At 47.8% G+C, this 23,381-nt stretch carries 20 protein-coding genes; 14 read left to right on the forward strand and 6 right to left on the reverse strand.

What is annotated here, in order from left to right:
• The first annotated feature begins 51 nt into the window (after nucleotides 1-51).
• The 4 genes from ACQY6Y_RS05455 (at nucleotide 52) to ACQY6Y_RS05470 (ending at nucleotide 3,982) form a co-directional block, all read left to right on the forward strand.
• Nucleotides 52-906, forward strand: coding sequence for a class II fructose-bisphosphate aldolase (locus ACQY6Y_RS05455; protein ID WP_428379297.1), 855 nt, complete (start codon nucleotides 52-54; stop codon nucleotides 904-906).
• 9 nt (nucleotides 907-915) lie between these two features.
• Nucleotides 916-1,854, forward strand: a complete 939-nt coding sequence (locus tag ACQY6Y_RS05460; protein ID WP_428379298.1) for a hexose kinase — start codon at nucleotides 916-918, stop codon at nucleotides 1,852-1,854.
• Between the two features lie 77 nt (nucleotides 1,855-1,931).
• Entirely contained in the window at nucleotides 1,932-2,918 is a 987-nt protein-coding gene (locus tag ACQY6Y_RS05465; protein ID WP_428379299.1) for an ROK family protein, read from the forward strand.
• Nucleotides 2,919-2,923: 5 nt separating this feature from the next.
• Nucleotides 2,924-3,982: an SIS domain-containing protein gene (locus tag ACQY6Y_RS05470; RefSeq protein ID WP_428379300.1), complete on the forward strand. Its 1,059-nt coding sequence runs from the start codon at nucleotides 2,924-2,926 to the stop codon at nucleotides 3,980-3,982.
• A 78-nt stretch (nucleotides 3,983-4,060) separates the two neighbouring features.
• On the opposite strand, the gene ACQY6Y_RS05475 is transcribed toward ACQY6Y_RS05470, so the two are convergent.
• A complete protein-coding gene (locus ACQY6Y_RS05475; RefSeq protein WP_428379301.1) occupies nucleotides 4,061-7,048 on the reverse strand; it encodes an insulinase family protein in 2,988 nt (995 codons plus the stop codon).
• 158 nt (nucleotides 7,049-7,206) lie between these two features.
• The gene (locus tag ACQY6Y_RS05480; RefSeq protein ID WP_428379302.1) at nucleotides 7,207-7,656 is read right to left on the reverse strand and encodes a universal stress protein; all 450 of its coding nucleotides are present in this window, start codon (nucleotides 7,654-7,656) and stop codon (nucleotides 7,207-7,209) included.
• A 266-nt stretch (nucleotides 7,657-7,922) separates the two neighbouring features.
• Between ACQY6Y_RS05480 and ACQY6Y_RS05485 the strand changes: the two genes are divergently transcribed.
• Both ACQY6Y_RS05485 and ACQY6Y_RS05490 read left to right on the forward strand, forming a co-directional pair.
• Nucleotides 7,923-8,858 carry an undecaprenyl-diphosphate phosphatase gene (locus ACQY6Y_RS05485; RefSeq protein WP_428379303.1) on the forward strand — a complete coding sequence of 312 codons (936 nt, stop codon included), beginning with the start codon at nucleotides 7,923-7,925 and terminating at the stop codon, nucleotides 8,856-8,858.
• 34 nt (nucleotides 8,859-8,892) lie between these two features.
• A complete protein-coding gene (locus ACQY6Y_RS05490; protein ID WP_428379304.1) occupies nucleotides 8,893-9,339 on the forward strand; it encodes a low molecular weight protein-tyrosine-phosphatase in 447 nt (148 codons plus the stop codon).
• 8 nt (nucleotides 9,340-9,347) lie between these two features.
• On the opposite strand, the gene ACQY6Y_RS05495 is transcribed toward ACQY6Y_RS05490, so the two are convergent.
• Together ACQY6Y_RS05495 and ACQY6Y_RS05500 are read right to left on the reverse strand one after the other, a co-directional pair.
• Complete coding sequence (locus ACQY6Y_RS05495) at nucleotides 9,348-10,382, reverse strand: C-terminal binding protein (RefSeq protein ID WP_428379305.1); 1,035 nt, start codon at nucleotides 10,380-10,382, stop codon at nucleotides 9,348-9,350.
• Between the two features lie 124 nt (nucleotides 10,383-10,506).
• Complete coding sequence (locus tag ACQY6Y_RS05500) at nucleotides 10,507-11,679, reverse strand: cation diffusion facilitator family transporter (protein WP_428379307.1); 1,173 nt, start codon at nucleotides 11,677-11,679, stop codon at nucleotides 10,507-10,509.
• Nucleotides 11,680-11,915: 236 nt separating this feature from the next.
• Between ACQY6Y_RS05500 and ACQY6Y_RS05505 the strand changes: the two genes are divergently transcribed.
• Nucleotides 11,916-14,384, forward strand: a complete 2,469-nt coding sequence (locus ACQY6Y_RS05505) for an ATP-dependent helicase (protein ID WP_428379309.1) — start codon at nucleotides 11,916-11,918, stop codon at nucleotides 14,382-14,384.
• A 36-nt stretch (nucleotides 14,385-14,420) separates the two neighbouring features.
• The gene (locus tag ACQY6Y_RS05510; RefSeq protein WP_428379310.1) at nucleotides 14,421-15,128 is read left to right on the forward strand and encodes a 5'-methylthioadenosine/adenosylhomocysteine nucleosidase; all 708 of its coding nucleotides are present in this window, start codon (nucleotides 14,421-14,423) and stop codon (nucleotides 15,126-15,128) included.
• Here ACQY6Y_RS05510 and ACQY6Y_RS05515 read toward each other — a convergent pair.
• Entirely contained in the window at nucleotides 15,125-15,979 is an 855-nt protein-coding gene (locus ACQY6Y_RS05515; RefSeq protein ID WP_428379311.1) for a DegV family protein, read from the reverse strand. The genes ACQY6Y_RS05510 and ACQY6Y_RS05515 overlap by 4 nt on opposite strands.
• Nucleotides 15,980-16,053: 74 nt before the next feature.
• Entirely contained in the window at nucleotides 16,054-16,293 is a 240-nt protein-coding gene (locus ACQY6Y_RS05520; RefSeq protein WP_428379312.1) for a hypothetical protein, read from the reverse strand.
• A gap of 126 nt (nucleotides 16,294-16,419) precedes the next feature.
• Here ACQY6Y_RS05520 and ACQY6Y_RS05525 point away from each other — a divergent pair, with 126 nt between their 5' ends.
• The 6 genes from ACQY6Y_RS05525 (at nucleotide 16,420) to ACQY6Y_RS05550 (ending at nucleotide 23,348) form a co-directional block, all read left to right on the forward strand.
• Nucleotides 16,420-17,709 (forward strand): aminotransferase, encoded by a 1,290-nt coding sequence (locus ACQY6Y_RS05525; RefSeq protein WP_428379313.1) that lies wholly within the window; start codon nucleotides 16,420-16,422, stop codon nucleotides 17,707-17,709.
• A gap of 219 nt (nucleotides 17,710-17,928) precedes the next feature.
• A complete protein-coding gene (locus tag ACQY6Y_RS05530) occupies nucleotides 17,929-18,837 on the forward strand; it encodes a tetratricopeptide repeat protein (RefSeq protein ID WP_428379314.1) in 909 nt (302 codons plus the stop codon).
• A 12-nt stretch (nucleotides 18,838-18,849) separates the two neighbouring features.
• Entirely contained in the window at nucleotides 18,850-19,182 is a 333-nt protein-coding gene (locus tag ACQY6Y_RS05535) for an STAS domain-containing protein (RefSeq protein ID WP_428379315.1), read from the forward strand.
• 3 nt (nucleotides 19,183-19,185) lie between these two features.
• A complete protein-coding gene (locus tag ACQY6Y_RS05540) occupies nucleotides 19,186-19,866 on the forward strand; it encodes a Sec-independent protein translocase subunit TatA/TatB (RefSeq protein ID WP_428379316.1) in 681 nt (226 codons plus the stop codon).
• 24 nt (nucleotides 19,867-19,890) lie between these two features.
• Nucleotides 19,891-20,676, forward strand: a complete 786-nt coding sequence (tatC, locus tag ACQY6Y_RS05545; protein WP_428379317.1) for a twin-arginine translocase subunit TatC — start codon at nucleotides 19,891-19,893, stop codon at nucleotides 20,674-20,676.
• 176 nt (nucleotides 20,677-20,852) lie between these two features.
• Nucleotides 20,853-23,348 carry a DNA topoisomerase I gene (locus tag ACQY6Y_RS05550; protein WP_428379318.1) on the forward strand — a complete coding sequence of 832 codons (2,496 nt, stop codon included), beginning with the start codon at nucleotides 20,853-20,855 and terminating at the stop codon, nucleotides 23,346-23,348.
• The last annotated feature ends 33 nt before the right edge of the window (nucleotides 23,349-23,381 follow it).

A 23,381-nucleotide genomic window follows, 5' to 3' on the forward strand; every position in this document is an offset into this window, starting at 1 on the left:
GTTTTTTAGCTTGTTTTGCGAGATTGATACATCAAGATGAGGTGAGCTGGAATGCCGTTAGTTACCACTGATGAGATGCTCCAAAAAGCATATGAGGGTTCTTATGCTGTGGGTGCATTTAATGTAGAGAATCTTGAGTTTGTTCAAGCTGTCATAAACGCAGCAGAAATGACAAACTCTCCGGTAATAATTCAGGCTACACCTCGTACATTGCAATCAGTTGGACTTGACTATCTACATGCAATTGTTTCTGTTGCAGCTAGCAAGTCGCATGTTCCCGTTGCTCTTCATCTCGACCATGGTGATAGTTTCAAATTGTGCATGCGGGCAGTTCGTGCTGGATTTTCATCTGTCATGATTGATGGATCTCGTCTTCCTCTTAATGAAAACATTTCTCTTACTAAAGAAGTTTGCACCGCTGCTCAAGCTGCTGGCGTTCCTGTTGAGGCTGAGCTAGGGCGCGTAGGCGGGAAAGCAACAGATACTGCCTCAGAAGAAATAAATCCTTATACCGATACAAACGAGGCATATGAGTTTGTTTTGCAAACAAAGTGTTCATCATTAGCTATTGGAGTAGGTACAGCCCATGGCGTCTATGTTGAAGAGCCCCATATTGCTCAAGACATTGTCTGTTCTGTAAGAGAAGCCGTTGATATCCCACTCGTTTTACACGGTGCTTCAGGAGTGCCAAGCAGTCAAATTAAAAAAGCTATCAAAAATGGAATATGCAAAGTGAATTTTGCTACTGAACTTCGCCAAGCGTATCTCTCAGCATTTTTGGACTATATGAACCTACATCCAAGCTGCATCGATCCAAAGAAGCCAGCAGCATGTGGTATCGAAACTATTTCGTCAGTAGTTTCAGCTCATATGGAAGAACTTGGCTGCGCGGGCAAGGCATTTTAGGAGGGTATTGTGATCCTTACGGTAACCATGAACCCTTCAATAGATACACGATACAAGCTTGAATCGCTCATAATCGACGATGTTAATCGCGCTATTGCTCAGCGAACTCCAGGCGGAAAAGGGCTTAATGTCGCAAGGGTGCTTTCACAGCTTGGAGATACTGTTCTAGCAACTGGATTATTGGGCGGATATTTTGGATCGTATCTGGCTCAATGTTTAGACGAAGAAGGTATCGCTCACCAATTTAGTGAAATTAGCGGCGAGACTCGAACCTGTCTTAGTATCCTGCATGAGAATAAGCAAACCGAAATACTGGAGCGTGGTCCTGAAGTAACTGAGGCTGAGCTTCAAAAATTCTTCCTACACTTTGATCTGCTTGCTGAACAAGCAGATGTAATAACGATTTCTGGAAGTCTTCCTCAAGGAGTTCCGAACTCAACATATGCAGAATTGCTCAGAAGATCAGCTTGTGTAGGTTGCAAACAAGTGCTTGTAGATAGCTCTGGGCTGGCACTTGAAGAAATCCTTAAGGCTGAGGTCCATCCGTATTTAGTAAAAATAAATCTTTCTGAAGCGAATGCTTTATTAAGAACACAGCTAGAACCAACCGAGACAAAGGAAATAATCAAAGTCCTTCGAACTAATGAGAAATTACACGATGTTCCTTGGGTTGTTGTCTCTCTTGGGTCGTATGGTTGCGTAGCAACTCATAACGACATGGCCTATTGTGCTGTTCCTCCCGTGGTAGAAGCTGTAAATGCTACGGGAAGTGGGGATGCAATGCTTGCTGGTTTTGCTGATGGTTTGGCTCATTCAAAAGACGATGTTTCTATCCTCAGAACCTCTGTTGCTTGCGGAACTCTTAACGCTATGGATTTAAAGACCGGTCATATCCAGATAGAAAAACTGAAAAACATGAAGAGAGCAATTCAAGTCTCTTGCTTATGAATCTCTCTCAAAAAGTATTAACCGGATGATGGTCAATTTCTATTTCGAAGTTAGAGGAGAGCTAAAGGAGGAGGGTTATGGCAGCGGGAGAAGACAACAAAACATTCGATCTTGGCGTTGATTTGGGAGGTACGAAAGTAGCAGTTTGTTCATCTGATTTTGAAAAAATTGATGATGTGTCTGAGCGTGTTATGCGTTTCCCCTCTCATATCACTGGATCTCAAGAAGAGCTGGTGGACACGCTATTCTCCTCGATTGACACATATATTGAAAATAAATGTGCTGGTAAATTACCTCGTGCTATTGGTTTTGGATTGAAGGATGCGGTTGATAACAGAAAGGGTATATGGCTGAAATGTCCTTCATCAGAAGGCTTTTCTCCTTTGCCGCTGGCAGAGCTTGTCTATGAACGATATGGGGTCCCTGCTTTTCTTGATAACGACGTACATGCTGCTACATTGGCTGAGCTGCAATATGGAGCGGGCCAACGTTATAAAGATTTTCTCTATCTAAATGTTGGCACAGGTATTGCTGTTGGAGCTGTAATAGAAGGCAAATTGATGAGAGGTGCCTCAAATTATGCAGGTGAAATAGGTCATATTTCTGTTGAGACTGAGGGTGAAACCTGCACATTTTGTGGCTTACCTGGCTGCCTAGAGAATATAGCAAGTGGTCAGGGCATCAATGAGATTACTCAGAAGGCTTTAAGCAACAATCAAGATTCTCTGTTACAGCAGACACTCAAGGCACATGGATTTATTCGTTCAACTGATGTTTTCTCTGCGGCAGATATGGGTGATGAGCTGGCTCAATCGATTGCAGATAGAGTTACAAGAGCACTGGTAATTGCCTGTGTGGATGCGGTTAATATTTTCAATCCTGAGGCGATAATTTTTGGTGGCGGTGTAATGAGCGATGGATGGCTCCTTACTCGGCTTCAAGATCTTGTTCCGCGGCGTGCGATAGCTACATCGGCAGCCGCATTGCAAGAGCTATCTCTTTCTGAACTTGGGTCCGATTATGTGGGAGTGCTCGGTGCTCTTTCAATTGCACAGATGGGGTGAATAACATGGAGTATATGGCATATAACGAAATCTTTAATTCTTCTGAGAATTTAAAGAAAAGCTATGACTATCTCTCTTCACGTAGAGAAGAGCTCGTTTCTTTTATTCGCGACGCAGAACCTGATGAGATAGTCTTTCTTGGAAGCGGTTCGAGCTATTGGCTCTCGATGGCAGCTGCACTCTCATGGCAAAGAGAAACAGGAATGAGATGTAGTGCAATTAAAAGTTGCGATGTGGTAATGGATCCTGTCTGTTTTGAGCATTGTTTCAATCGTCCGCTCATTATTTGCGCCTCACGATCCGGTATGACTGCAGAAACCAACATTGCATCTGAGAGGTTAATTTCAACCTATCATGCTCCGCTTTTGGTTATCTCCGAGGCTGAGGGAACGCCAATGGCTCAGCGTGCTGGTATGTTTGCATGCATGCCTTGGGCACATGAGGGATCGGTGATGCAAACTCAATCGTTCGTGAACCTCTATCTATCACTTATTGTTTTAGCAGCATTTGTTTCAGACAACACCGAGCTTCTCAATGAAATTCAGCAGTATCTCGATAGGCTTCCACAAATATCCGGTGATGTGGCACAAAGAACTAAAGATATTCGATATGAGGTTTTTCCAGAGTACAGAAGGCTTGTATCACTGGGATCGGGTTGCCAGTACGGAGTTGCAATAGAAGGAGCTTATGTTCAGCAGGAGATTGGAAAAATGCAGAGCTCCTATTTCTCCACCCTTGAATATCGACACGGTCCCTTCCTGACCAATACTGATGACACCTTATTCTGTGTCACAAGCTTAGGACACAATCTTGAGTTAGAAGAACATGCTATAGCTGAGTTACATCGAACAAAAGCTAAGGTATTGGTAATCTCTGACAAGCAGGAATTAAAGGGAGCAGATCTTTCCTTTTCATTAGGGTATGCAACGAAGCCTGAGGTCGTAGCTTTATATGCGATTTTGATCATGCAAGGATTGGCGTACTGGCAAGCAATTCGTTCAAATGGAAATCCCGATAATCCGAGCGGAAATCCAGATAAGACCCCCTATGTAAATAATCTTTAATTGTCAAAAAGGCAGCCACGTGAAAAACTACGTGGCTGCCTAACGTTTAGATAGCTTGTTTGTAATATCTCGTTTGCCCTATTCAGCTTTCATGAGATCACAAACGGTAAGCGGTATGTTTGATGCCTCAATGAGCGAGCGTTCTCCAAAGACACAAACGCCGCGTTTTGCAGGAAGGCTTCGAAGCGCTTCTGCGTGAGCCTGTACATCGGTTGGTGTGGCTGAAAGTACCTCAGAACGTATTTGTTCACGCCAACCGGCAGGACGCTTGCTCAAGCGTTCCATATCTTGGCGACGAGCAATTGCACGTGGTTTAGCCGGTGCATCCATGCCAGCGACCGTTGAAACAACGTAGCCAACGAATTCTGTCTTAGATGGATTCCAAGAAGAGAGCCAATCTGCTGCGTGCTCAAAACGTTCAACTGTTGCATCGACCGCCGGATCGCGGAATGAATAGAACCGTGCAATGCCTTGATTGGTAACGCCAAACCCACAGCCATAGGCTCCACCCTTTACGCGCACTTCGTTCCATAAGTAGTCATATGAAAGGGTACGTCCAGCAAGCTGCCAAGCACCATCGGGTTTGCAACCTGAGGTATAGCCGTCCATGCCTTCACCGACAAATACCACACCGGATGGCACGCAAAAAGCTTCGTTGCGGATTTGTGGCTCAGGAATAACGAGACGATCTACATGAGCCTCTGCAGAGAGACGTAATGTTCCCGCTGCATTCCAGAAGCGGTCGAGTTCTTCAGAGGTGCCTGCAAAACTAATCTCGACATTATCTTGAGAGAAAATAGTCTGAGCAAGCTGTGTGAGCTTATTCGTAAGGCTTTCGAATCGTTCGTCAAAATGAGCAAGTAGATCTTTGAGGAAGAGGTATTGATCAACACCTGCAACTTGTTCGGAAACGAGAGCAGCGCGAGAGAAATATGAGCTTACTCGTGACAGTGCTGCGGCGTGTCCCGATCCTGTGAAGGCTTGCTCCATTGCAACTCGACGCTGTTGCAAAATATCGCGAATACGGCCTTTGTCGGTAAAGACTGTTTGCGACCACACCTCAGCAGGAATTGTTGCTGCAGCTTCAACGCGTTCAGCGAGCGCACTTGTTGCAACTACAAGTGTTGGCCGAGCTTGGCGAGTGCCATCCTCATACGCATACGTCTCTACAAAAAATGAGAGGGATCCCAAGTTGGTTTCAACAAGCGTATCGAGTTCAGAGGCACTATGAGATGTTGTGTCGAGTCTGCCAAGCAGGTCGCAGAGCACCGAAACATAAGGAAGATCTTCCCAAGTTACACAGTTCAGACCGAAGTACGCGTGGATGTAATCAACGTGACGACAGGGTACATCGTGCACGAAACATGGTGCAGCATAACCGGTTTGCTCATGCTGTGGAGGATCGGCGGGAGCTTTGCCAATGTCTTCAATTCCAAGTTGGGGGAGAAGGGCTAATGCCTCGGGAGCATCAGGTGCCTCTTGTTCTGCTCTGAGTGCTGCCACTTCATCTGCTACAGCAGCGAGCCCCTCTGGTCCCATTTCCTCGGCAATAACAGCAAGCTTATGGCTCTCGTTTTGCTCGTTATCAATTTCTGAAGGAATGAGCTCGACTGCGGCATGATGATTGCTTTCACAGATAATATCCTGCAGAAGTGCTTCGAACCATCCATCGTCTAGATGCTCGCGCATCTGTGCGATAGCTTCTTCGTAGTGCAGGTATGCTGTCGCATTTGTATCGTCGTAGAGCCAGCTTGAAAGCGCTTGCATGGCAAGGGCGACGCCATCTGGGTAGTAGCCAAAATCACCCTCTCGAAGATTAAACTCTGCCTGCGCAAGTGACGCTTCCAAACGCTCGCGACCAATACCTTCTTTTACGAGACGGGCACATTCTTTTTCGAATAACTCACGGAAGGCATTTGCAACTCCCTCATGTGCTCCTTTAAGCTGAATCAAAATGAGCGGTTGAGCGAGACCATCCATCAAATAGCTTGCAATATCATCGCCAAGGTTTGCATCGAGAAGAGCACGCTTGAGAGGAGCTTCGTTCGATCCCATGATGGCATCGAGTAAGACATCCACGGCGAGAATACGGTTGCGATCTTGAGAAGTGCCTACGACATAACCCAAACCAACACAGGCATTCTCTGGAGCAGTTTGCATAGTCACCTGAGAAGGAGCGGGTGTAAGAGGTGCCTGCATATCCAGTGGGTTTGGGCCTTCAGAACAATTATTATCAGCCTCATCAAAACGCTTACTGATAAATGCAAGCATCTGTTCGATATCAAGATCGCCATAAAGAATGGTGTAGCTGTTTGGAAGTTGGTAGTGGCGACGCCATGTGTCAATAAAGTTCTCATAACTCAGTGACGGAATGGCCTTTGGATCGCCGCCACTTTCATATTGATAACAAGTATCAGGGAAGAGCTTGCGATTGAGCTGTTCAAAGAGAACTTCATCTGGGTCTGAGAGTGCACCCTTCATCTCATTGAATACAACACCGTTGTACACAAGGTGTTTCTCATTATTACCGGCATCTTCAAGCTCGTAATGCCAGCCCTCTTGTTCAAAAATACGAGGGCGCGTAAGGATATTTGGATGTAGTACAGCATCGAGGTATACATCCGTCAGATTCATGAGGTCACGTTCATTGGTGGATGCAACTGGATACATTGTTTTATCTGGAAATGTGAGTGCGTTGAGAAACGTTTGCATGCTGGTCTTGAGCAAGTTTACAAACGGTTCTTTAACGGGGAAGTGTTCCGAGCTGCAGAGAACAGAGTGTTCCAGAATGTGGAAGACTCCCGTATCATCCGCAGGCGGTGTTTTAAAAGCAATAGAAAAAGCGCGGTTCTCATCAGGACATGCAAGCCACATGAGGCGTGCGCCTGTCGCTTGGTGACGCATGATATAAGCGTAGCCAGAGAGTTCGGCAATGGGTTCTGTTTGCTCTACAACAAAACCAGCATGGGTAGTTCCTGGAGCAAATGCCGCCATTGGCTCCAGGAAGTTTTTTGTTTCGTGTTCAGCGTCTGCTGAGGTATGTGTAGAAGTTTCTGAGAGGTGCATAGAGTTCTCCCTATTACACAACAGTGTTATGACGTGTCAGACTGTATGTTTACCAAAATGCTGATAGAGATGGTACCCCTCTCACACGCAGATACCCTCAGCATCCAAAGATGCAGGAAAAGATCGCCATGTGTTTTACAGATGTACGAGCAGATTTGTTACTTAACGACAAGCACATCACAGGGAGCATTGCGCACAAGGAATGCCGAAATAGAGCCCAAGAGCGCATACTTTATATTGGATAATCCACGGGCGCCGCAAACTACGAGATCTGGCTTAATGATATCGAGCATATCGTCCATAAGAGTCTCGCGAATTCGTCCGCACTTTACGCAAACCTTAACCTCTGGAATGGCTTGTTCTGCTTCTGCCACTGTAACGCCGTCGGCAATTGAACCGCGAAAAGAGCGTTCCAGTTCGGCAATAAGGTCTGGTGGAAATGTGCCTGCTGTTTCAAGGACAGTTGAGTCTATAACATGGCCGACATAAAGTTTTGCCTCATTAGCGGCGGCAATTCTTGTGGCACGTGCAAAGACTTCATCCTGTTGTTCTGTTCCGTCGAGGGCAACGAATATCTTTTTGTATCCAAGCTCGTTGTGGTCTGCCATGAGAACCTCCTCGCGACGAGTTGACGCATATACGTCGTAGAACGAACCATTACCGATAACGTACCCCGTCGTATTAGTAGCTATAGCAAAAAAACTGCCGGTGGAAACATTGGTCGGCGGCAAGTAGCATGACAGCAACCCTTCTGTTTGGACTATTGCTCGTAAATCTGAGATGGGTATTCTGCGAGGAGGGTTCCGTCTTGCGATGAGCTGGTTCATAATGAAGCGCGTAAAAGAATCGGTAGTTGGTGGAAGGCTGAATATCCGTGGATATAATCGAGCTGCTCAAAGCTATTCTATTTGGCATTGTTGAAGGTATTACCGAGTGGTTGCCCATCTCTTCAACGGGTCATATGTTGCTTCTTGAAGAGGTTTTACCTCTTGATGTATCGCCACAGTTTTGGGATATGTTTCTCGTAGTAATTCAGCTTGGAGCTATCCTTGCCGTTTGCATACTCTTCTTTAAACCGCTCAATCCCTTTGCCCCGTCTAAAGGTGTTGAGGGACGGCGAAATACCTGGCGTCTTTGGGCAAAAATCATCGTTGCCTGCCTACCCGCTGCAATTATCGGTATTCCACTCGATGATGTTATGACGCTCTATTTGGGTAGCCCTTTTATTATTGCTGCGGCTCTCATTGTTTATGGCATTGCTTTTATCGTGATTGAACAGCGTCGAGAAATGCGAGCACGTCAGCTTGCCGAAGCGGAAACCGCCGGTTACCGTGGCGCACATTTTGCCCATTCAACAGCTGAGGAGCCAACCTCTTTAGCCGTGCTGGCCGATGCCGATGCGCGTGTTACGAACTTGGCATCCATGCCATGGAAAACAGCAATTGGAATTGGAGCATTTCAGGTGCTTTCACTTGTGCCGGGTACCTCTCGTTCTGGTTCGACCATTATCGGTGGCCTGCTTTTAGGCTGCTCACGGTCTGTGGCTGCTGAGTTCACCTTTTATCTGGCCATCCCTGTTATGTTTGGAGCGAGTGCTCTTCGTCTTGGAAAGTACCTGCTCGAAGGGAATGTATTTACATCAAACGAGCTTATGGTGTTACTGGTAGGCAGCCTTGTAGCATTTCTTGTTTCGCTTGCCGCTATCCGTTTTCTGATGGGGTTTGTCCGCAAGCATGACTTCAAGCCTTTTGGTTGGTATCGCATTGCTTTAGGTATTGTCGTAATCATTTTCTTCACTGTAGTGCGCTAGACAATGTTTCTAACTATCTGAGAGGTTATAGAAGATGACAAAGATACTGTTCGTTTGCCACGGCAACATCTGCCGCTCACCAATGGCGGAGTTTGTTATGAAAGATCTGGTTGCCAAGGCTGGCAAAAGTGATGAGATTCAATGTGATTCAGCTGCCACAAGCACTGAAGAATTGGGAAATCCTGTTGATCCTCGCACGCGCCGTAAGCTTGCAGATCAGGGCATAGCTTGCGGGAAACACTACTCACGACAGCTCACGCGCAAAGATTACGATACCTATGATCTTATCGTTGGAATGGATGCTTTGAATCTGCGTAATATGCGTCGCATGCTTGGATCAGATCCAGATGGCAAAATTCATTTGCTACTCGACTGGTCAGATAATCCTCGCGATATCTCTGATCCCTGGTACTCAGGTGATTTTGATACAACCTTTGATGATATTCTTGAAGGTTGCCAAGCACTCCTACAAGCTCTGTGATGCTGCAACTAGAGTGGTAACGTGCCAGCTTTTATAAGATCTTCGGCGTTGTAGGCATTGTCGGGTATGCGGTGCTCTACGACGAATTGGGCGGCAGCTTCGATGGTCATGCGCACGAGAGCATCAACCGCTTCTTCTGAGTTATAGGCCAAGTGCGGCGTTACAAGGCTCCGTGGATGTTCAATAAGCTTTCGGTTAAATGAGTGGTTGGATTCACCGCATACCGTGTCGAGTCCACAGGCAAGAATGCCCTTCTCACCATTGCTAGCAATGCTTGTATTCAGCGCGTTGAGAAGGGCGTCTTCATCAACACATTCTCCCCGTGCGGTATTGATAAACAGCGCATGTGGCTTCATGAGTTCAAACTCTTTTTCGCCCATAAGATTTTTTGTCTCAGGTATGAGAGGGCAGTGAAGGCTTACAACATCTGACTGGATGAGGAGCTCCTCAAGTGTCTCTGCCTGTTTACATCCTGCAGCTGCAAGCTCTTCTTTACTTTTTGTTGGTGCCCATACAACAACGTTCATTCCGAGTGCCTGAGCGAGAGGAGCTACCTGTTGAGCAATTCTGCCAAAGAAGACAAGGCCAAGTGTTTGTCCGGCGGGCCTGTGTGTGGGAATACCTACACGTGGATTCCAGTTGCCTTCTAGCACGGATTGATAGCCCATTGAGATATTGCGCATAAGATCCAGCATGAGTGCCACGGTATGAAGAGCCACTTCTTCAGCACAGTAACCAGGGCAATTGGTAACAATAATGCCATTCTTAGTGCAAGCATCTACATCTACATGGTTCATGCCAATAGACATGACCGAGCAGCATCTTATTCCAGCTTGACGAAGGTTTTCAGCTACCTCTGCCGTAATAAGAGCACTTTCGCTTATAAAGGCTTCACATCCATTAAGATCTTCGGGCGTGGGCGCTGCATATTGTTTACTCGCGACGATTTTAAGGGACACCTCATTGGCAAGCCCGAGCTTCTCAAGCATATGTTCTGCGCGTTCATGAAACTCTTTATCAGAAAAGAAAAGTATTTGGTGCATACGGTGCTCCCTGCGTAGCGAAGTTGTACAACAGGGAGACTAGTGCTCTTTCAGTCTTATGGATGTTAGAGCGGAGTTGATTTAACACGCTCGGTATGAGGTGTCTTTGAAAGTGAAATGTTGCTTAGACAGCGCTCACGTAACTCGAGTCAACGGTGATTTTGCAAATAGCGTTTGGATAGCGTGTTGTCACAATCTTAGAAATTGCGTCACGGAGCTCATCATCGTCCAGAGGTAAATCATGGGGGCGCACCACATCAAAAATAACGTTGGTGTGAGTTGGTCCCGGAACAGTTCGTAGATCATGAATTGTCAGGCGTGAATCTATGGATAAAATCGCTTCTGCGATCCAGCCACGCATGGTTTTAACCGATTCATCATTCGTGACAATTGGGTCGTAGTGAAGAATGACGATCAAACCTTCCTGACGAAAATGCTCTTCAATATTGTCTATGGTGTCATGGCTTTCCATTGGGTTTTCTTCAGCAGCCATCTCTACATGAGCGCTTGCTACAAGACGTCCTGGACCGTAATCATGCACCATCAGATCGTGAGTTCCCAAGACTCCGGGATAGCTCATGATGGTGTCATGAATATGCTTCACTAATGCTGGGTCAGGTGCTTGTCCAAGCAGGGGATTGAGCGTATCTCGTATGAGGCTGAGGCCACTGAAGATGACAAAAGCGCCAATAACAACACCTGCCCAACCATCCAGATCAAAGCCGGTGGCATCGGAGAGTGCGGCAGCTACTAAAACGCCTGCGGTGCTTATGACGTCATTGCGAGCATCTACGGCAGTTGCTTCCAGTGTGGTGGATGAGATTGCGCGTCCCAAGGCTCGATTGAAGTGTGCTAGCCAGAGCTTTATGAAGATGGAAAGTACGAGGACCACAATGACAGGAATGCCAAAGTCTGTAGGCTGTGGATGAACGATCTTATCAACTGAAGTAAGCACTAACTCGATGCCAATAGCGCTCACAAGCGTTGCTACTACAAGACCACTGAGGTACTCATAGCGCCCATGTCCATAGGGATGTTTATCATCTGCTGGTCGACTTGCGAGCTTAAAGCCTAAGAACGAAATAATGTTGCTGGAGGCATCGGAAAGGTTGTTAACAGCATCTGCCACGATAGAAACAGAGCCCACCATAAGGCCAACAAGACCTTTCATAAGGCACAGGGCAATGTTGGCGATTATTCCGACAATACTTGCAGCGGTTCCAACGCGGCTACGATCTTTTGGTGAAACATTTTCACTATCGCCAGAGACAAAATGTTTAAGAATCCACTGAGCCATCGTGAACCTTTCATTGCGTTTAAAGAACAACAAACCGAGATAAAGAGATTTCTGTTGTTGATATTGGGTTTAGGGAACGACTATAGCGCAATAGGTATAAAAAACGCTTGTATGTTTAGTGCCTATAAAAGCTTATTAGCCATAAAGTGTCGTAATGCCGCTAAACTTAAAGATTCGTGTGAAAGTAAGAAAACCCAAGCGGTTTTTGTGACGGTTTATTACTCGGGAGCATGTATATGAGCAACGATTTAAACACTGGTTCACGGCTGTTTTCAGAAGAAACAGTATCAACTTCTGATTATGGGTCGCAGTCAGTGGATCTGTCTGGCCTCAATCCAGCTCAGCGAACTGCTGTGGAGTGCACACGTGGTCCTTTGCTGGTGCTTGCGGGTGCGGGCTCAGGTAAGACGCGCGTGCTTACCTATCGTATTGCTCATATGATTTCTGATGAAGGTATTTGTCCTTGGCAGGTACTGGCAATCACGTTTACAAATAAGGCTGCCGCCGAAATGCGTGAACGTTTGGCTGCCTTGTTGCCTGGTGGAACGCGTGGAATGTGGGTGTGTACCTTCCATGCAATGTGTGTCCGTATCTTGCGCGAAGATGCCGATTTGCTGGGGTATGAACCGAACTTTGCTATTTACGATGACGATGATTCAAAACGGCTTGTCCGTTCCATCATGGCTGATTTAAACATTGATCAAAAGCAATATCCTTTACCGGCCATACGATCACGTATATCGTCCGCGAAGAACGCTTTGATAGGGCCTGAAGAGATGGCAGACAGTGCTGATGCACCCATTATTGCCAAGACAGCGCAGGTCTATCGTGAATTGCAGCGCAGGCTTGGGCGTTCCAATGCGATGGACTTCGATGATCTTTTGGTTAATGCTTATGAGCTACTCAGCAAGAACCCCGATGTGCTTATGCGTTATCAGCAGCGTTTTCTGCGCATTTCTGTTGACGAGTATCAGGATACAAACCACGTGCAGTACCTCATAACGAATCTTCTGGCTTCGGCACATCGCAATCTTATGGTTGTTGGTGATGACGATCAGTCGATTTATTCATGGCGTGGTGCCGATATTCGTAACATCTTGGATTTTCAGCGTGATTATCCTGATGCACAGGTGGTCAAGCTCGAAGAAAACTATCGTTCGACAGGTCATATTCTTGGCGCGGCAAACGCAGTAGTTGCTAACAATTCTCGTAGAACTCCAAAACGGCTGTTTACCTCGCGTGGGGACGGAGACAAAGTCTGTGTGTATCAGGCCTCCGACGAACGCGACGAAGGACGTTGGATCGCTTCTGAAATAGATAAGCTCCACGATAAGGGCATGAGTTTTGATGACATGGCAGTTTTCTATCGAACCAATGCCCAATCGAGAACCATCGAAGACATGTTTTTGCGTGCTGGAGTGCCGTATAAGATTGTTGGTGGCACACGCTTTTTTGATCGAGCAGAGATTCGCGATGTAATGGCGTATCTCAAGCTTGTTGTAAATCCTGCAGATGATGTCAGTGCCATGCGCGTTATCAATACGCCGCGCCGTGGTATTGGTACCACCTCAGTTGCAAAAATTTCTGCTTATGCAGCGGAACACAATCTCTCGTTTTTCTCGGCGGCAGAAGCATGTGCTACAGAAGCCGGACTTCTCAGTGCCAAGGTACGAAATGCGCTTACTCAGTTTTGTACCGCGATTGAAGCTGGGCGCCACATAACAGGCGATCTTGTTCATGTTGTGGAAGCAATTGTTGAAAAAAGCGGGTTGATAGCTGCGCTCAGTGCGGAGGGTACACCGGAAGCTGAAGGGCGAGTAGAAAATATCCGAGAGTTCTTTGGCGTTGCTGCTGAGTTTGATGAGGAACATGTCGATGCAACCGAAACGCTTGAAAGCTTAGAGCAATTGCGTGCTGCAGGAGCGCTTGAAGGAGCTCCAGAGAGCAACCCTGAGAAGTCTTCGCAAGTTTCTGAGGCTCAGCCGACTCTTCCTGCAGTAGCAGCAGCAAAGCTGCCCGCTTTGATGGAGTGGCTTGCCTTAAGAAGCGATCTTGATACCTTAGCCGGATCTACCAGTGCTGTTACCCTCATGACAGTTCACTCGGCAAAGGGACTTGAGTTTCCGGTTGTATTTGTCGCAGGTATGGAGGAAGGAATCTTTCCGCATGCCGCACACGAAGCTGATCCAGCATCTTTGGAAGAAGAGCGACGTCTTGCGTATGTTGCTATTACGCGTGCAGAGCGCAAGCTCTATCTCACCTATGCGGTAACCCGCCGTGCATTTGGTTCCACTCAGGCAAATCCTCGCAGTCGCTTTCTGAATGAAATTCCTGAGGAGCATATAAGAACAGTAGGCGTTGGTTCAGCTGGTTTTTCTGGGCTCGGCTGGGAAAAGCGGGGCGATCGACATGGCACCTTTGGCAGTGGTCGAGGTTCCGAAATGTATGGCGGTCGCGTCTTTGGTTCCGCCACTCGTTCGTCAAGTCTCTCTTCTCGACGCGAAAGTGCACCGACACCTATTCGGCCCGACGCTCGTCGTGCTGCCGAGACGTTTGCCGAAGGAGATCATGTCTCTCACAAGACTTTTGGACCGGGAGTGGTAACAGGGGTTAAAGGCGATACCATTGAAGTATTGTTTAGCCGGACCGGCAAAAAGAAGAAACTGATGAAAGGCTTTGCGCCTCTAGTGCGTGTGGATGCATAGGTAAATTTGCAAAATGCTGCTGTGAGAGGATAGACCATGAAGCTCGGAATCATTGGTGCGATGGATGTAGAGGTTGCAACCATACGTGACCGTATGGAAGAGGCTCATACATTTGAGCGAGCACATATGCAATTTTGTGAGGGCGTCTTACATGGTCTTCCTGCAGTAGTGGTGCGCTGTGGCGTGGGCAAGGTTAATGCTGCTGCATGTGCACAGATTCTTGTCGATTGTTACGAAGTGAGCCATGTGATCAATACAGGTGTGGCAGGCTCGCTTGATAATCGGATTGAAATTGGCGATGTTGTGGTATCAACCGATGTCGTGCATCACGATATGGATGCCACAGGCCTGGGATATGCCTTGGGGGAGATTCCGCAGCTGAACGTTGATACGTTTGAGGCTGATGAGACCCTGAGACAGGCTGCTATTAAAGCGTGCGGTGTAGTTGTACCAGGTATTTCTGTCTTTGAGGGTCGCGTGGCATCAGGCGATCAGTTTGTCTCTGATTACGCACGTAAGCAGAATATCCGTGAGCATTTTGACGCGATGTGCTGTGAGATGGAAGGCGCCTCTATAGCCCAGGTGTGCTGGCTTAACAATGTTCCTTTTGTTGTGGTGCGAGTGATTTCAGACAAGGCAGACGGCTCTAAAAAGGTGCTCTATCCCATCTTTGAGAAGCGCTCAGCAGAACGTTGCGCTGACATCATTTGCGAGCTGGCAGCACATATGAAGAGCGCTTCTTAAAGACCTTCTATCGCCATGCCAACCAATGTTGGGCCAGTGTGTACCAACAGGTCTGCTGAGATGCCAGAAAGAATGAGCTCCACCATATTGCCAATACGGGCACGAATGGCTGTCTCAAGCTCCTTGCGGAGATTCGGATCATAGGTACAAATCACAACGCGAGTACGCTGCCAACGGGCGGCTTGTTCTGCAATAAGGTCGATCTGTGTCTCAATTGCGCGTTTCCACCCGCGCGCCTTTTTCTCAATCACATAGGTTCCCTGCTCATTGCAGGTAAGAATTGGTTTGATATTGAGCATCGAGCCAATGCGATAGACCGCTTCGCTAATACGTCCGCCTTTGCGCAAGAAATCAAGTTTCTGTACCGAGAAGTACACACGTGTTCGTTCGCATGCGGCTGAAAGAACACTAGAGATACTCTCCAAAGGCATGCCGGCTTCGATTTGCCGTGCAGCTTCCATAACAATCAGACCTGCGGCTGCGCCAATGCTTTTTGTATCAATTACCACAATAGGAAAATCTTCAATGTGGCGGGCAACCATGCGGACGGTTTCATAGGTTGCAGAAAGACCTGAAGAAATAGTTACTACGACAGCGGCACGATAGCCATCTTTGCGCGCCTTCTCAAAAGTGTCATGAATTTTCATGGGTGAGGGAAGAGAGGTCGTAGGGATTTCTGTATCAAAACGTCGAACGACTTCTTCAACAGAGATATCTACGCCACTTTCATAGGCGGTTCCGTCGGAATAGTTAATACGAAGCGGAATGACGCGAATATCATGCTGAGCAATAAAGTCTGCTGGAGTGTCTGTTCCGGAATCGGTAATGATGGCGATGCGCTGCTCGTTCATGGTTCCCCTTTGAGATGTTGGATTGAACCTGAATACTGCGATTAAAATATAGTCCTTTCCAAATAGGTGAAGAGCTATTCAACCGTACCGTATATATACCCCCAGCCATGTGCGGTAATGATGGAATTTAATTGATCGCACAGACGCCCTCTTTTGTAATTTCCGGCGGGAAGCAGCTCAACAACCTCAATAAGGTCCGGGGCAAGATCGTCCATTTCTGCACGAACGACCACGTCAACGCTGCTAACAGTTTCTTCGGTTGCATAGAGTGCGTCTACAAGACGCTGCAGTTCGCCATATTCTTCAGCGTGCATAACGCTCCTCCATAAAATTCCTTTACCGTTTCATTTCGTAGTTTGCTTATGGTACTCAATACATAGTTCCACTCAAGCCCTAAGTGTCTATACTTGCTCCAAACGGATGCAGTTAGAGGAGGCAGTATGCCAAACACCTATGCAAATATGAGTGTCGATCAGCTCAATCAGGAGATTTCGTGGCTCGAGGATGAGGTGGAGCGTCTGCGTGGTCTTAATCTGTCGCTGGACATGTCTCGTGGTAAGCCAAATCCAGAGCAGATTGACCTTTCACGTCCCATGCTCAACACCCTTACAAATGTGTCGGATCTCACCGATAAGGGCGTGGATGCTGCAAATTACGGGTGTCCAGATGGTTTGCCCTCAGCGCGTGCACTTGCAGCAGAAATTCTTGGTGTCAATCCGGACAATGTGTTGGTTGTTGGTTCTTCCAGCCTAGAAATTATGCATTCCGTAATAACCAATGCTTTTGTACACGGCATAGGAGGAAATGAGCCTTGGTGCCGTCAGGAAAAAGTAAAGTTTCTCTGCCCGAGCCCAGGTTATGACCGCCATTTCGCTCTGACTGAATCTTTCGGAATAGAAAACATTCCCATTCCTATGCGCGAAGATGGACCCGATATGGAGATGGTCCGCAGTTTAGTGGAGCTGGATCCACAGGTTAAAGGCATTTGGTGCGTGCCAAAATACCAAAATCCCACCGGCATTACCTTCTCGGATGCTGTAGTTGAGGCATTTGCTTCACTTAAGCCAGCTGCTTCTGATTTCCGTATCTATTGGGACAATGCATATGTCGTACATGATCTTGTCCAGCCCGGCGATTCTCTGCGTGAGATCTTCTCTGCTGTAGAGGATGCTGGTGGCAAAGATCTTGTCTATGAGTTTGCCTCTACTTCGAAAGTAACGTTTGCTGGTTCGGGCATGGCATGGGTTGCTGCATCTGATGCTGATATCGAAGAGCTTCGTCGCGCTTTTTCTGTCATGCGCGTGTGCCCCAATAAACTTGTTCAGCTTATGCACGTAGATTACCTGGGCGATCTTACCAATGTTCGCTCCCACATGGCGCTGCATGCTCAGATTTTGCAGCCTCGATTTGCTTTGGTTGAACGTAAGCTCACTGAGGGTCTGGGTGAGTTGGATATTGCTACCTGGACGCATCCTAATGGCGGCTATTTTGTTTCGTTTGATGGTCCTCAAGGTTCTGCGAAAGCAATCGTGAAGATGGCAGCAGAGCTGGGCGTTAAGCTTACGTCCGCTGGTGCCACATGGCCTGGTGGCAATGATCCTTACGACACCAACATTCGAATTGCTCCGACATATCCTTCGCTTGAAGAGCTGTCTAAAGCTCTCGATGTATTTGTTGTTTGCGCAAGGATTGTTTCAGCGCGATTGGCACTTTCTGCTCAAACGGCATAATGGACAAGATTGAATAGGCGCTTTATCCGGCGAAATTCGGACAGATTTCGGGTTTCGCCGTATGAGCTTCATGACATAACGGTGCAAAGCACCTCATCTTTTTCGGTGAGTGGCTTGAAACTTGTCTCTTTTTGTAAAATGGACAATTGCATGCGTTATAGATAGAGCCAATCGTTGGGCGCTGAACGCTTTGCTAGCACGAGAGAGGTGTGTTCGCCTATGGCGAATAACAAGAAGCGGGGACGCAGTAAACAGAACAAACACGCACGTCGTGTTCATCAAAACGCAGAGAGTAAGTCATCTCGCTCTGCCAGTAAGGTGAGCACGGTTTCGTCGCGCACCCCAAGCGATCCTGCTGCAAAGCAAAAGAGCAAGACTTCTTCTGGAGCGCCGGTTAAGAGTCGTTGGATGGCGGTTGTTATTATCATCCTTGCGGTTCTTATGGTGCTTTCAGTGTTGTTGCCCTCGCTATCAAGTATCTTTGGAACAGGAACTACAGATACTTCAGCTGCATCGGATACATCAGAAGCATCGACTGAAAGCATGGAAACTGTTGATGCGACCTATGGTTCCGAAGTGTCTGATTTGCAAACACGTTTGGATAATGCGTCAAACGATAATGAGCGCCTCGCACCCCTGTTGAATCTGGGCGATACCTATCTTGAATGGGCTTCGGCTGCAAGTCCTTATGCGACAGATGAGACAGGCCAGCAGCACGTACAGGAACTCTATGGGCTCGCACAGAGTACCTATGAAGAGTATCTTGCACTTCACGAATCGAGCGATATTCGAACTCGTGTTGCCCTTTGTCAGTTCTATGCAGGGGATGTTGATGGGGCTATCAATGCTCTTGAGTCCTTTGTTGCAACAGATACCGGCAATAACTATGGCCCAGCATGGGCTTATCTTGGAATGATGTATCAGCAAAATGGTGATACAGAAGCGGCTAAACGTGCCTATACCGAGGCAACGAGAGCTGACGCCGATGACAGTTATGGTGCAAAATCATATGCTACACAGCAACTTGCTAATCTGCAGGCTGCTGAATCTGGAAGCCAAACTGATACAACTGACACACAGGACAGTCTGGAAAATATGCTCAACAACGCCGCTACTTCCGGCAACTGAGATGAGGGAGCAATGGAACTTACAATTACTACACGTCATGAGAACGACCGCGAAATCGTATTGGTTTCGGGAGAAGTTGACGTTTCTAATGCCGATGTTTTACGCGATGCATTGGATAAGGCGTTAGCATCTGGTACTCATGATGTGGCAATAGACATCGCCGAGGTTCCCTACATCGATTCAACGGGAATTGGTGTTTTAGTTGGTGTTGTCCACAGAGCTCATGATGCAGGGATTCATGTGTCAGTGCTGCATCCTCAGCGGAACGTCATGCGTGTGCTGGGGCTTCTTGGTGTGGATGCCGAGCTCAATCTTGATTCTACAAATGCACCAGAGGAGGAGTAAGTAGTGTTTGGTATTGGAGGAACTGAGTTTGCCCTCATCCTGCTCTTTGCCTTCCTCATTTTTGGGCCCGATAAGCTTCCTGGTATGGGTAGAACAATTGGCCGAGCTCTGCGCCAGTTCCGTCAGGCACAAGAAGGCCTTACTGAGGTAGTTCGCACTGAGATCGTTGATCCAGTCAGTGCAAAGGGTTCTTCATTTTTAGGTGACGAAGACGATGCTGACGCTGATGCAGATACTACTGATGAGGCATCTCGTCGTCCTACAGAAACCTTTGCAGAGCGCAAAGCTCGTCTTGAGGCCGAGCGGAAAGCGGCAGCAGAAGCTTCTCAAGATGCAGCTACACAGGATGCATCGACGCCTCAGGCGGTTCCTGCCGTTTCATATGGGAACCCAGATTCTGATGAAGATATAGACGCGGTTGGCAGTGCAGTTGTGCTTCCTGCCGACTCAGATGGCGATGTTGATAGCTCTACTTCTACAGCAACAGCACATGAAGAGACAGCTTCTCAAGAACCCGATCTGGCAGCGCTGTACGGACGTTCTACTCGTCGTGTTCGTAAGGTAACCGCTGTCCAGGCAGGTGAAGTTGATACAGAAGACAGTGCTTCTCATGCGAGCGCTGAGGCAACTTCAGTTTCTGAGAAGGCCGACAACTCTGGAGAGGAGGCAGGGAGCACGCGTTAAAACGCCTTGTCCTCCCGTTGTTTTATGCCTATTGGACCAGCGCGCATGCCGCTTCTCGACCACCTTGGGGAGCTTAGGCGTCGTCTTACCATTATCGTTGTTGCCGTTCTTATCACGGCTGTTGTAGTTTATGCGGCAACACCGACCATCATTGATATGCTGCTCGATCCAATTCGAGCCTACATTCCAGATGGCAAGCTGAGTGTTCTTACGGCCTTAGGTGGTTTTACCGTCCGTTTTAAGGTCTCGCTCTTTGTGGGCCTTATTGTTGCTTCCCCCATTGTTATCTGGCAGATTATGGCGTTCTTTCTCCCAGCGCTCAAACCAAATGAGAGACGATGGGTCGTCCCAACTTTTGCTGCTTTCATCATTCTTTTTCTCCTTGGAATGATCTTTTGTTATCTCGTTATTCTTAATGCAGCATTTGGTTGGCTTTATTCTCAAACGGTAGAATTCGCCACAGTAGTTCCTCAGGCTGAGGACTATATCAGCATTATTATGCTGCTGGAGATCGGTTTTGGTATAGCTTTCCAGCTGCCGCTAGTCGTGTTTTATCTCACAATCTTTCACATTGTGCCTTATTACACACTCAGGCGTTCTTGGCGCTATGTCTACGTAGCGCTTATGGTGATTTCCGGCATTACAACGCCGGACGCCTCGCCTGTAACCATGATTCTCATGTTTGCGGCACTTGTCAGCCTTTATGAGATTTCGCTGGCTATTGCCCGCCAGGTTATATCTATTCGTGAAGGTAAGCAGGCTCTTAAATGGGACCGCGAGCAGTACGCTGCACACAGCATGGATGACTAGTCTGACAAAAGAATGAGTCGTGTGAAACTAACGTACATCCGTGAGAGTGGTTCCGTTGGTCGGGCTTGTTATTGAAGTTTTAGAGAAGACGGTCTTTCAGGCACTATAGTGCCGACTACATCCAGCTTGCATTCGGATGCTAAAAGATCTCGTCTCCAAATATAAGGAGCCGCCACGTGAAGCTCGTTGTTGCAGAGAAGAACGATGCCGCACAACAGATAGCGCGCCTCTTATCAGATGAAGGTAAACCTTCAGCTGATAAGGTCTATAACACGCCGATTTATCGTTTTCGTCATGAAGGCGAAGATTGGGTAAGCATAGGCTTGCGCGGACATATTCTCGAACCAAGCTTTCCTCCTGAGCTGCATTTTGATGCTCAAGAGGGCTGGTATGGTTTAACGGAAGATGGAGAGCATCTGCCAGCCAATGTTCCCGATGGTTTAGCGCGTCCTCCATATGAGTCTAAGCGTCGTCCATATCTAAAAGACGGTATTTCAATCAAGTCGTGGAATATACCGAGCTTGCCCTATCTCGTGTGGGCGCCCATCGAGAAGCTTCCCGCTGAAAAAGAGATCATTCGTGCATTGAAGAACCTTGCCAAGAAGGCTGATTCGGTCGTTATTGGCACCGACTTCGACCGTGAGGGTGAGCTTATTGGCTCGGATGCACTCATACAAATTCGTCAAGTTGCTCCCGATGTCCCTGTTTCACGTGCGCGTTATTCTGCATTCACAAAGCGCGAGATAGATCATGCCTTCTCACACCTCGTTGATCTTGATCAAGATCTTGCTGATGCAGGTGATTCCCGTCGATATATCGACCTCATTTGGGGTGCAGTTCTGACACGCTACCTTACCGTGGCAAAACGTGGTGGATTTGGGAATACCCGGTCGGCTGGTCGTGTGCAGACTCCCACGCTTGCACTCGTTGTAGCTCGAGAGCGTGAACGCGAGGCGTTTGTTCCAGAGGACTATTGGCAAATTGTTGGTATGGGTTCGTTTGAAGACGAAGAATTTAAGATGAGCCATATCAAAAATCGCTTCTCTGATGAACAAGAAGCACAGGCTGCATTTGAAAAGGCGTCCCTTGCCAACACAGCAACAGTAGTTGAAGTAACCAAGCGCCGTCGGCAGTCTAAGCCGCCCACACCCTTTAATACCACATCGCTGCAGGCAGCTGCTGCAGCTGAGGGTTTATCGCCGGCTCGAACTATGCGTATTGCGGAGTCGCTCTACATGGAGGGCCTCATTTCGTATCCGCGTGTAGACAATACTGTCTATCCTTCGTCATTGGACCTTGGCGGCGCTGTTCGCATGCTTTCAGGTGTACCTCAGTATGCCGATGCATGTGCTGCTATTCTTTCGGAAGGTTCCTTCCATCCAACGCGAGGTAAGCAGCAAACAACCGACCACCCACCCATTTATCCAACGGGTGTCGCCAGTCCTGATCGCTTGAAGCCTGCAGAGTGGAAGCTTTACAACCTTGTGGCTCGTAGGTTTTTGGCAACTCTTATGAACCCAGCAGTTATAGAAGGTACAAAGGTTCGCTTGGATGTCGGTGGTGAGCTTTTCCAGGCCTCAGGCGATGTTTTGGTTGAGCGCGGATACCGTGCGATTTATCCCTTTGGTCTCAAGCGCGACGAACAACTCCCTGCTCTTGCGGAAAACGATACCGTTGGTGTACATGATTTAGAGCTTTTGAAGAAGCAAACAGAGCCGCCTGCTCGTTATAGTCAGGGCAAGCTTATTCAGGAGATGGAGCGGCTTGGTCTGGGAACAAAATCTACGCGTGCTTCCACCATCGAGCGTTTGTATGAAGTGAAGTATCTCAAAAACGATCCCGTGGAGCCGAGTCAACTCGGAATGGCAATTATTGATGCTCTGCATACGTGGGCACCGCGAATTACGACGCCAGAAATGACGAGTGAGCTCGAAGAGGACATGACAAAAGTGTCCGAGGGCGATGATACGCGCGATGAGGTTGTATATCATTCTCGAGCATTGCTTGCAGCTATGATGGATGGCTTGGTTGAGCATACCGAGGATTTAGGCGAAGCTATTTCAGATGCGGTAACAGCCGATGCAAAAGTGGGTGTGTGTCCCAAGTGTGGTCGTGACCTTGTTGTTAAGAACTCTGCTAAGACACGTTCAAGCTTTGTAGGCTGCATGGGATGGCCCGATTGTGATGTGACCTATCCGCTTCCTTCCAATTGTAAGATTGAGCCTCTTGAAGGCGATGAAGGGGTATGTCCTGAGTGTGGAGCTCCGAGGATTAAGGCGCAGCCATTCCGCAGCAAGGCGTATGAGATGTGCATCAATCCAGCTTGTCCCACAAATCGCGAGCCTGATGTTGTTGTTGGCACGTGCAAGGCATGCCAAGAGGCGGGACGCGAAGGCACGCTTATTGCACATAAGAGTGAGCGTACAGGTAAACGCTTTATTCGCTGCACTAACTTTGAAGAGTGTGGGACGAGTTATCCGTTGCCTGCACGAGGAGAACTTCACGCTACAGGTGAAGTGTGCCCCGATTGCGGAGCACCTCTCGTCGAGGTAGAAACGGCTCGCGGTCCTTGGAAACTTTGTCCTAATTATGAGTGTCCAAGTAAGGAAAAACGTGCAAGTACAGGACGAGGACGCGGGAAAAAGCGTTCAACGAAGAAGCAAGCTAAATAGCGAGCAGTTGGATTGATGTATGTCGGAGGGTTG

This window comes from Olsenella sp. Marseille-QA0557, from assembly GCF_965119725.1.
GTDB classification, from domain to species: Bacteria; Actinomycetota; Coriobacteriia; order Coriobacteriales; family Atopobiaceae; genus Coprovicinus; species Coprovicinus avistercoris.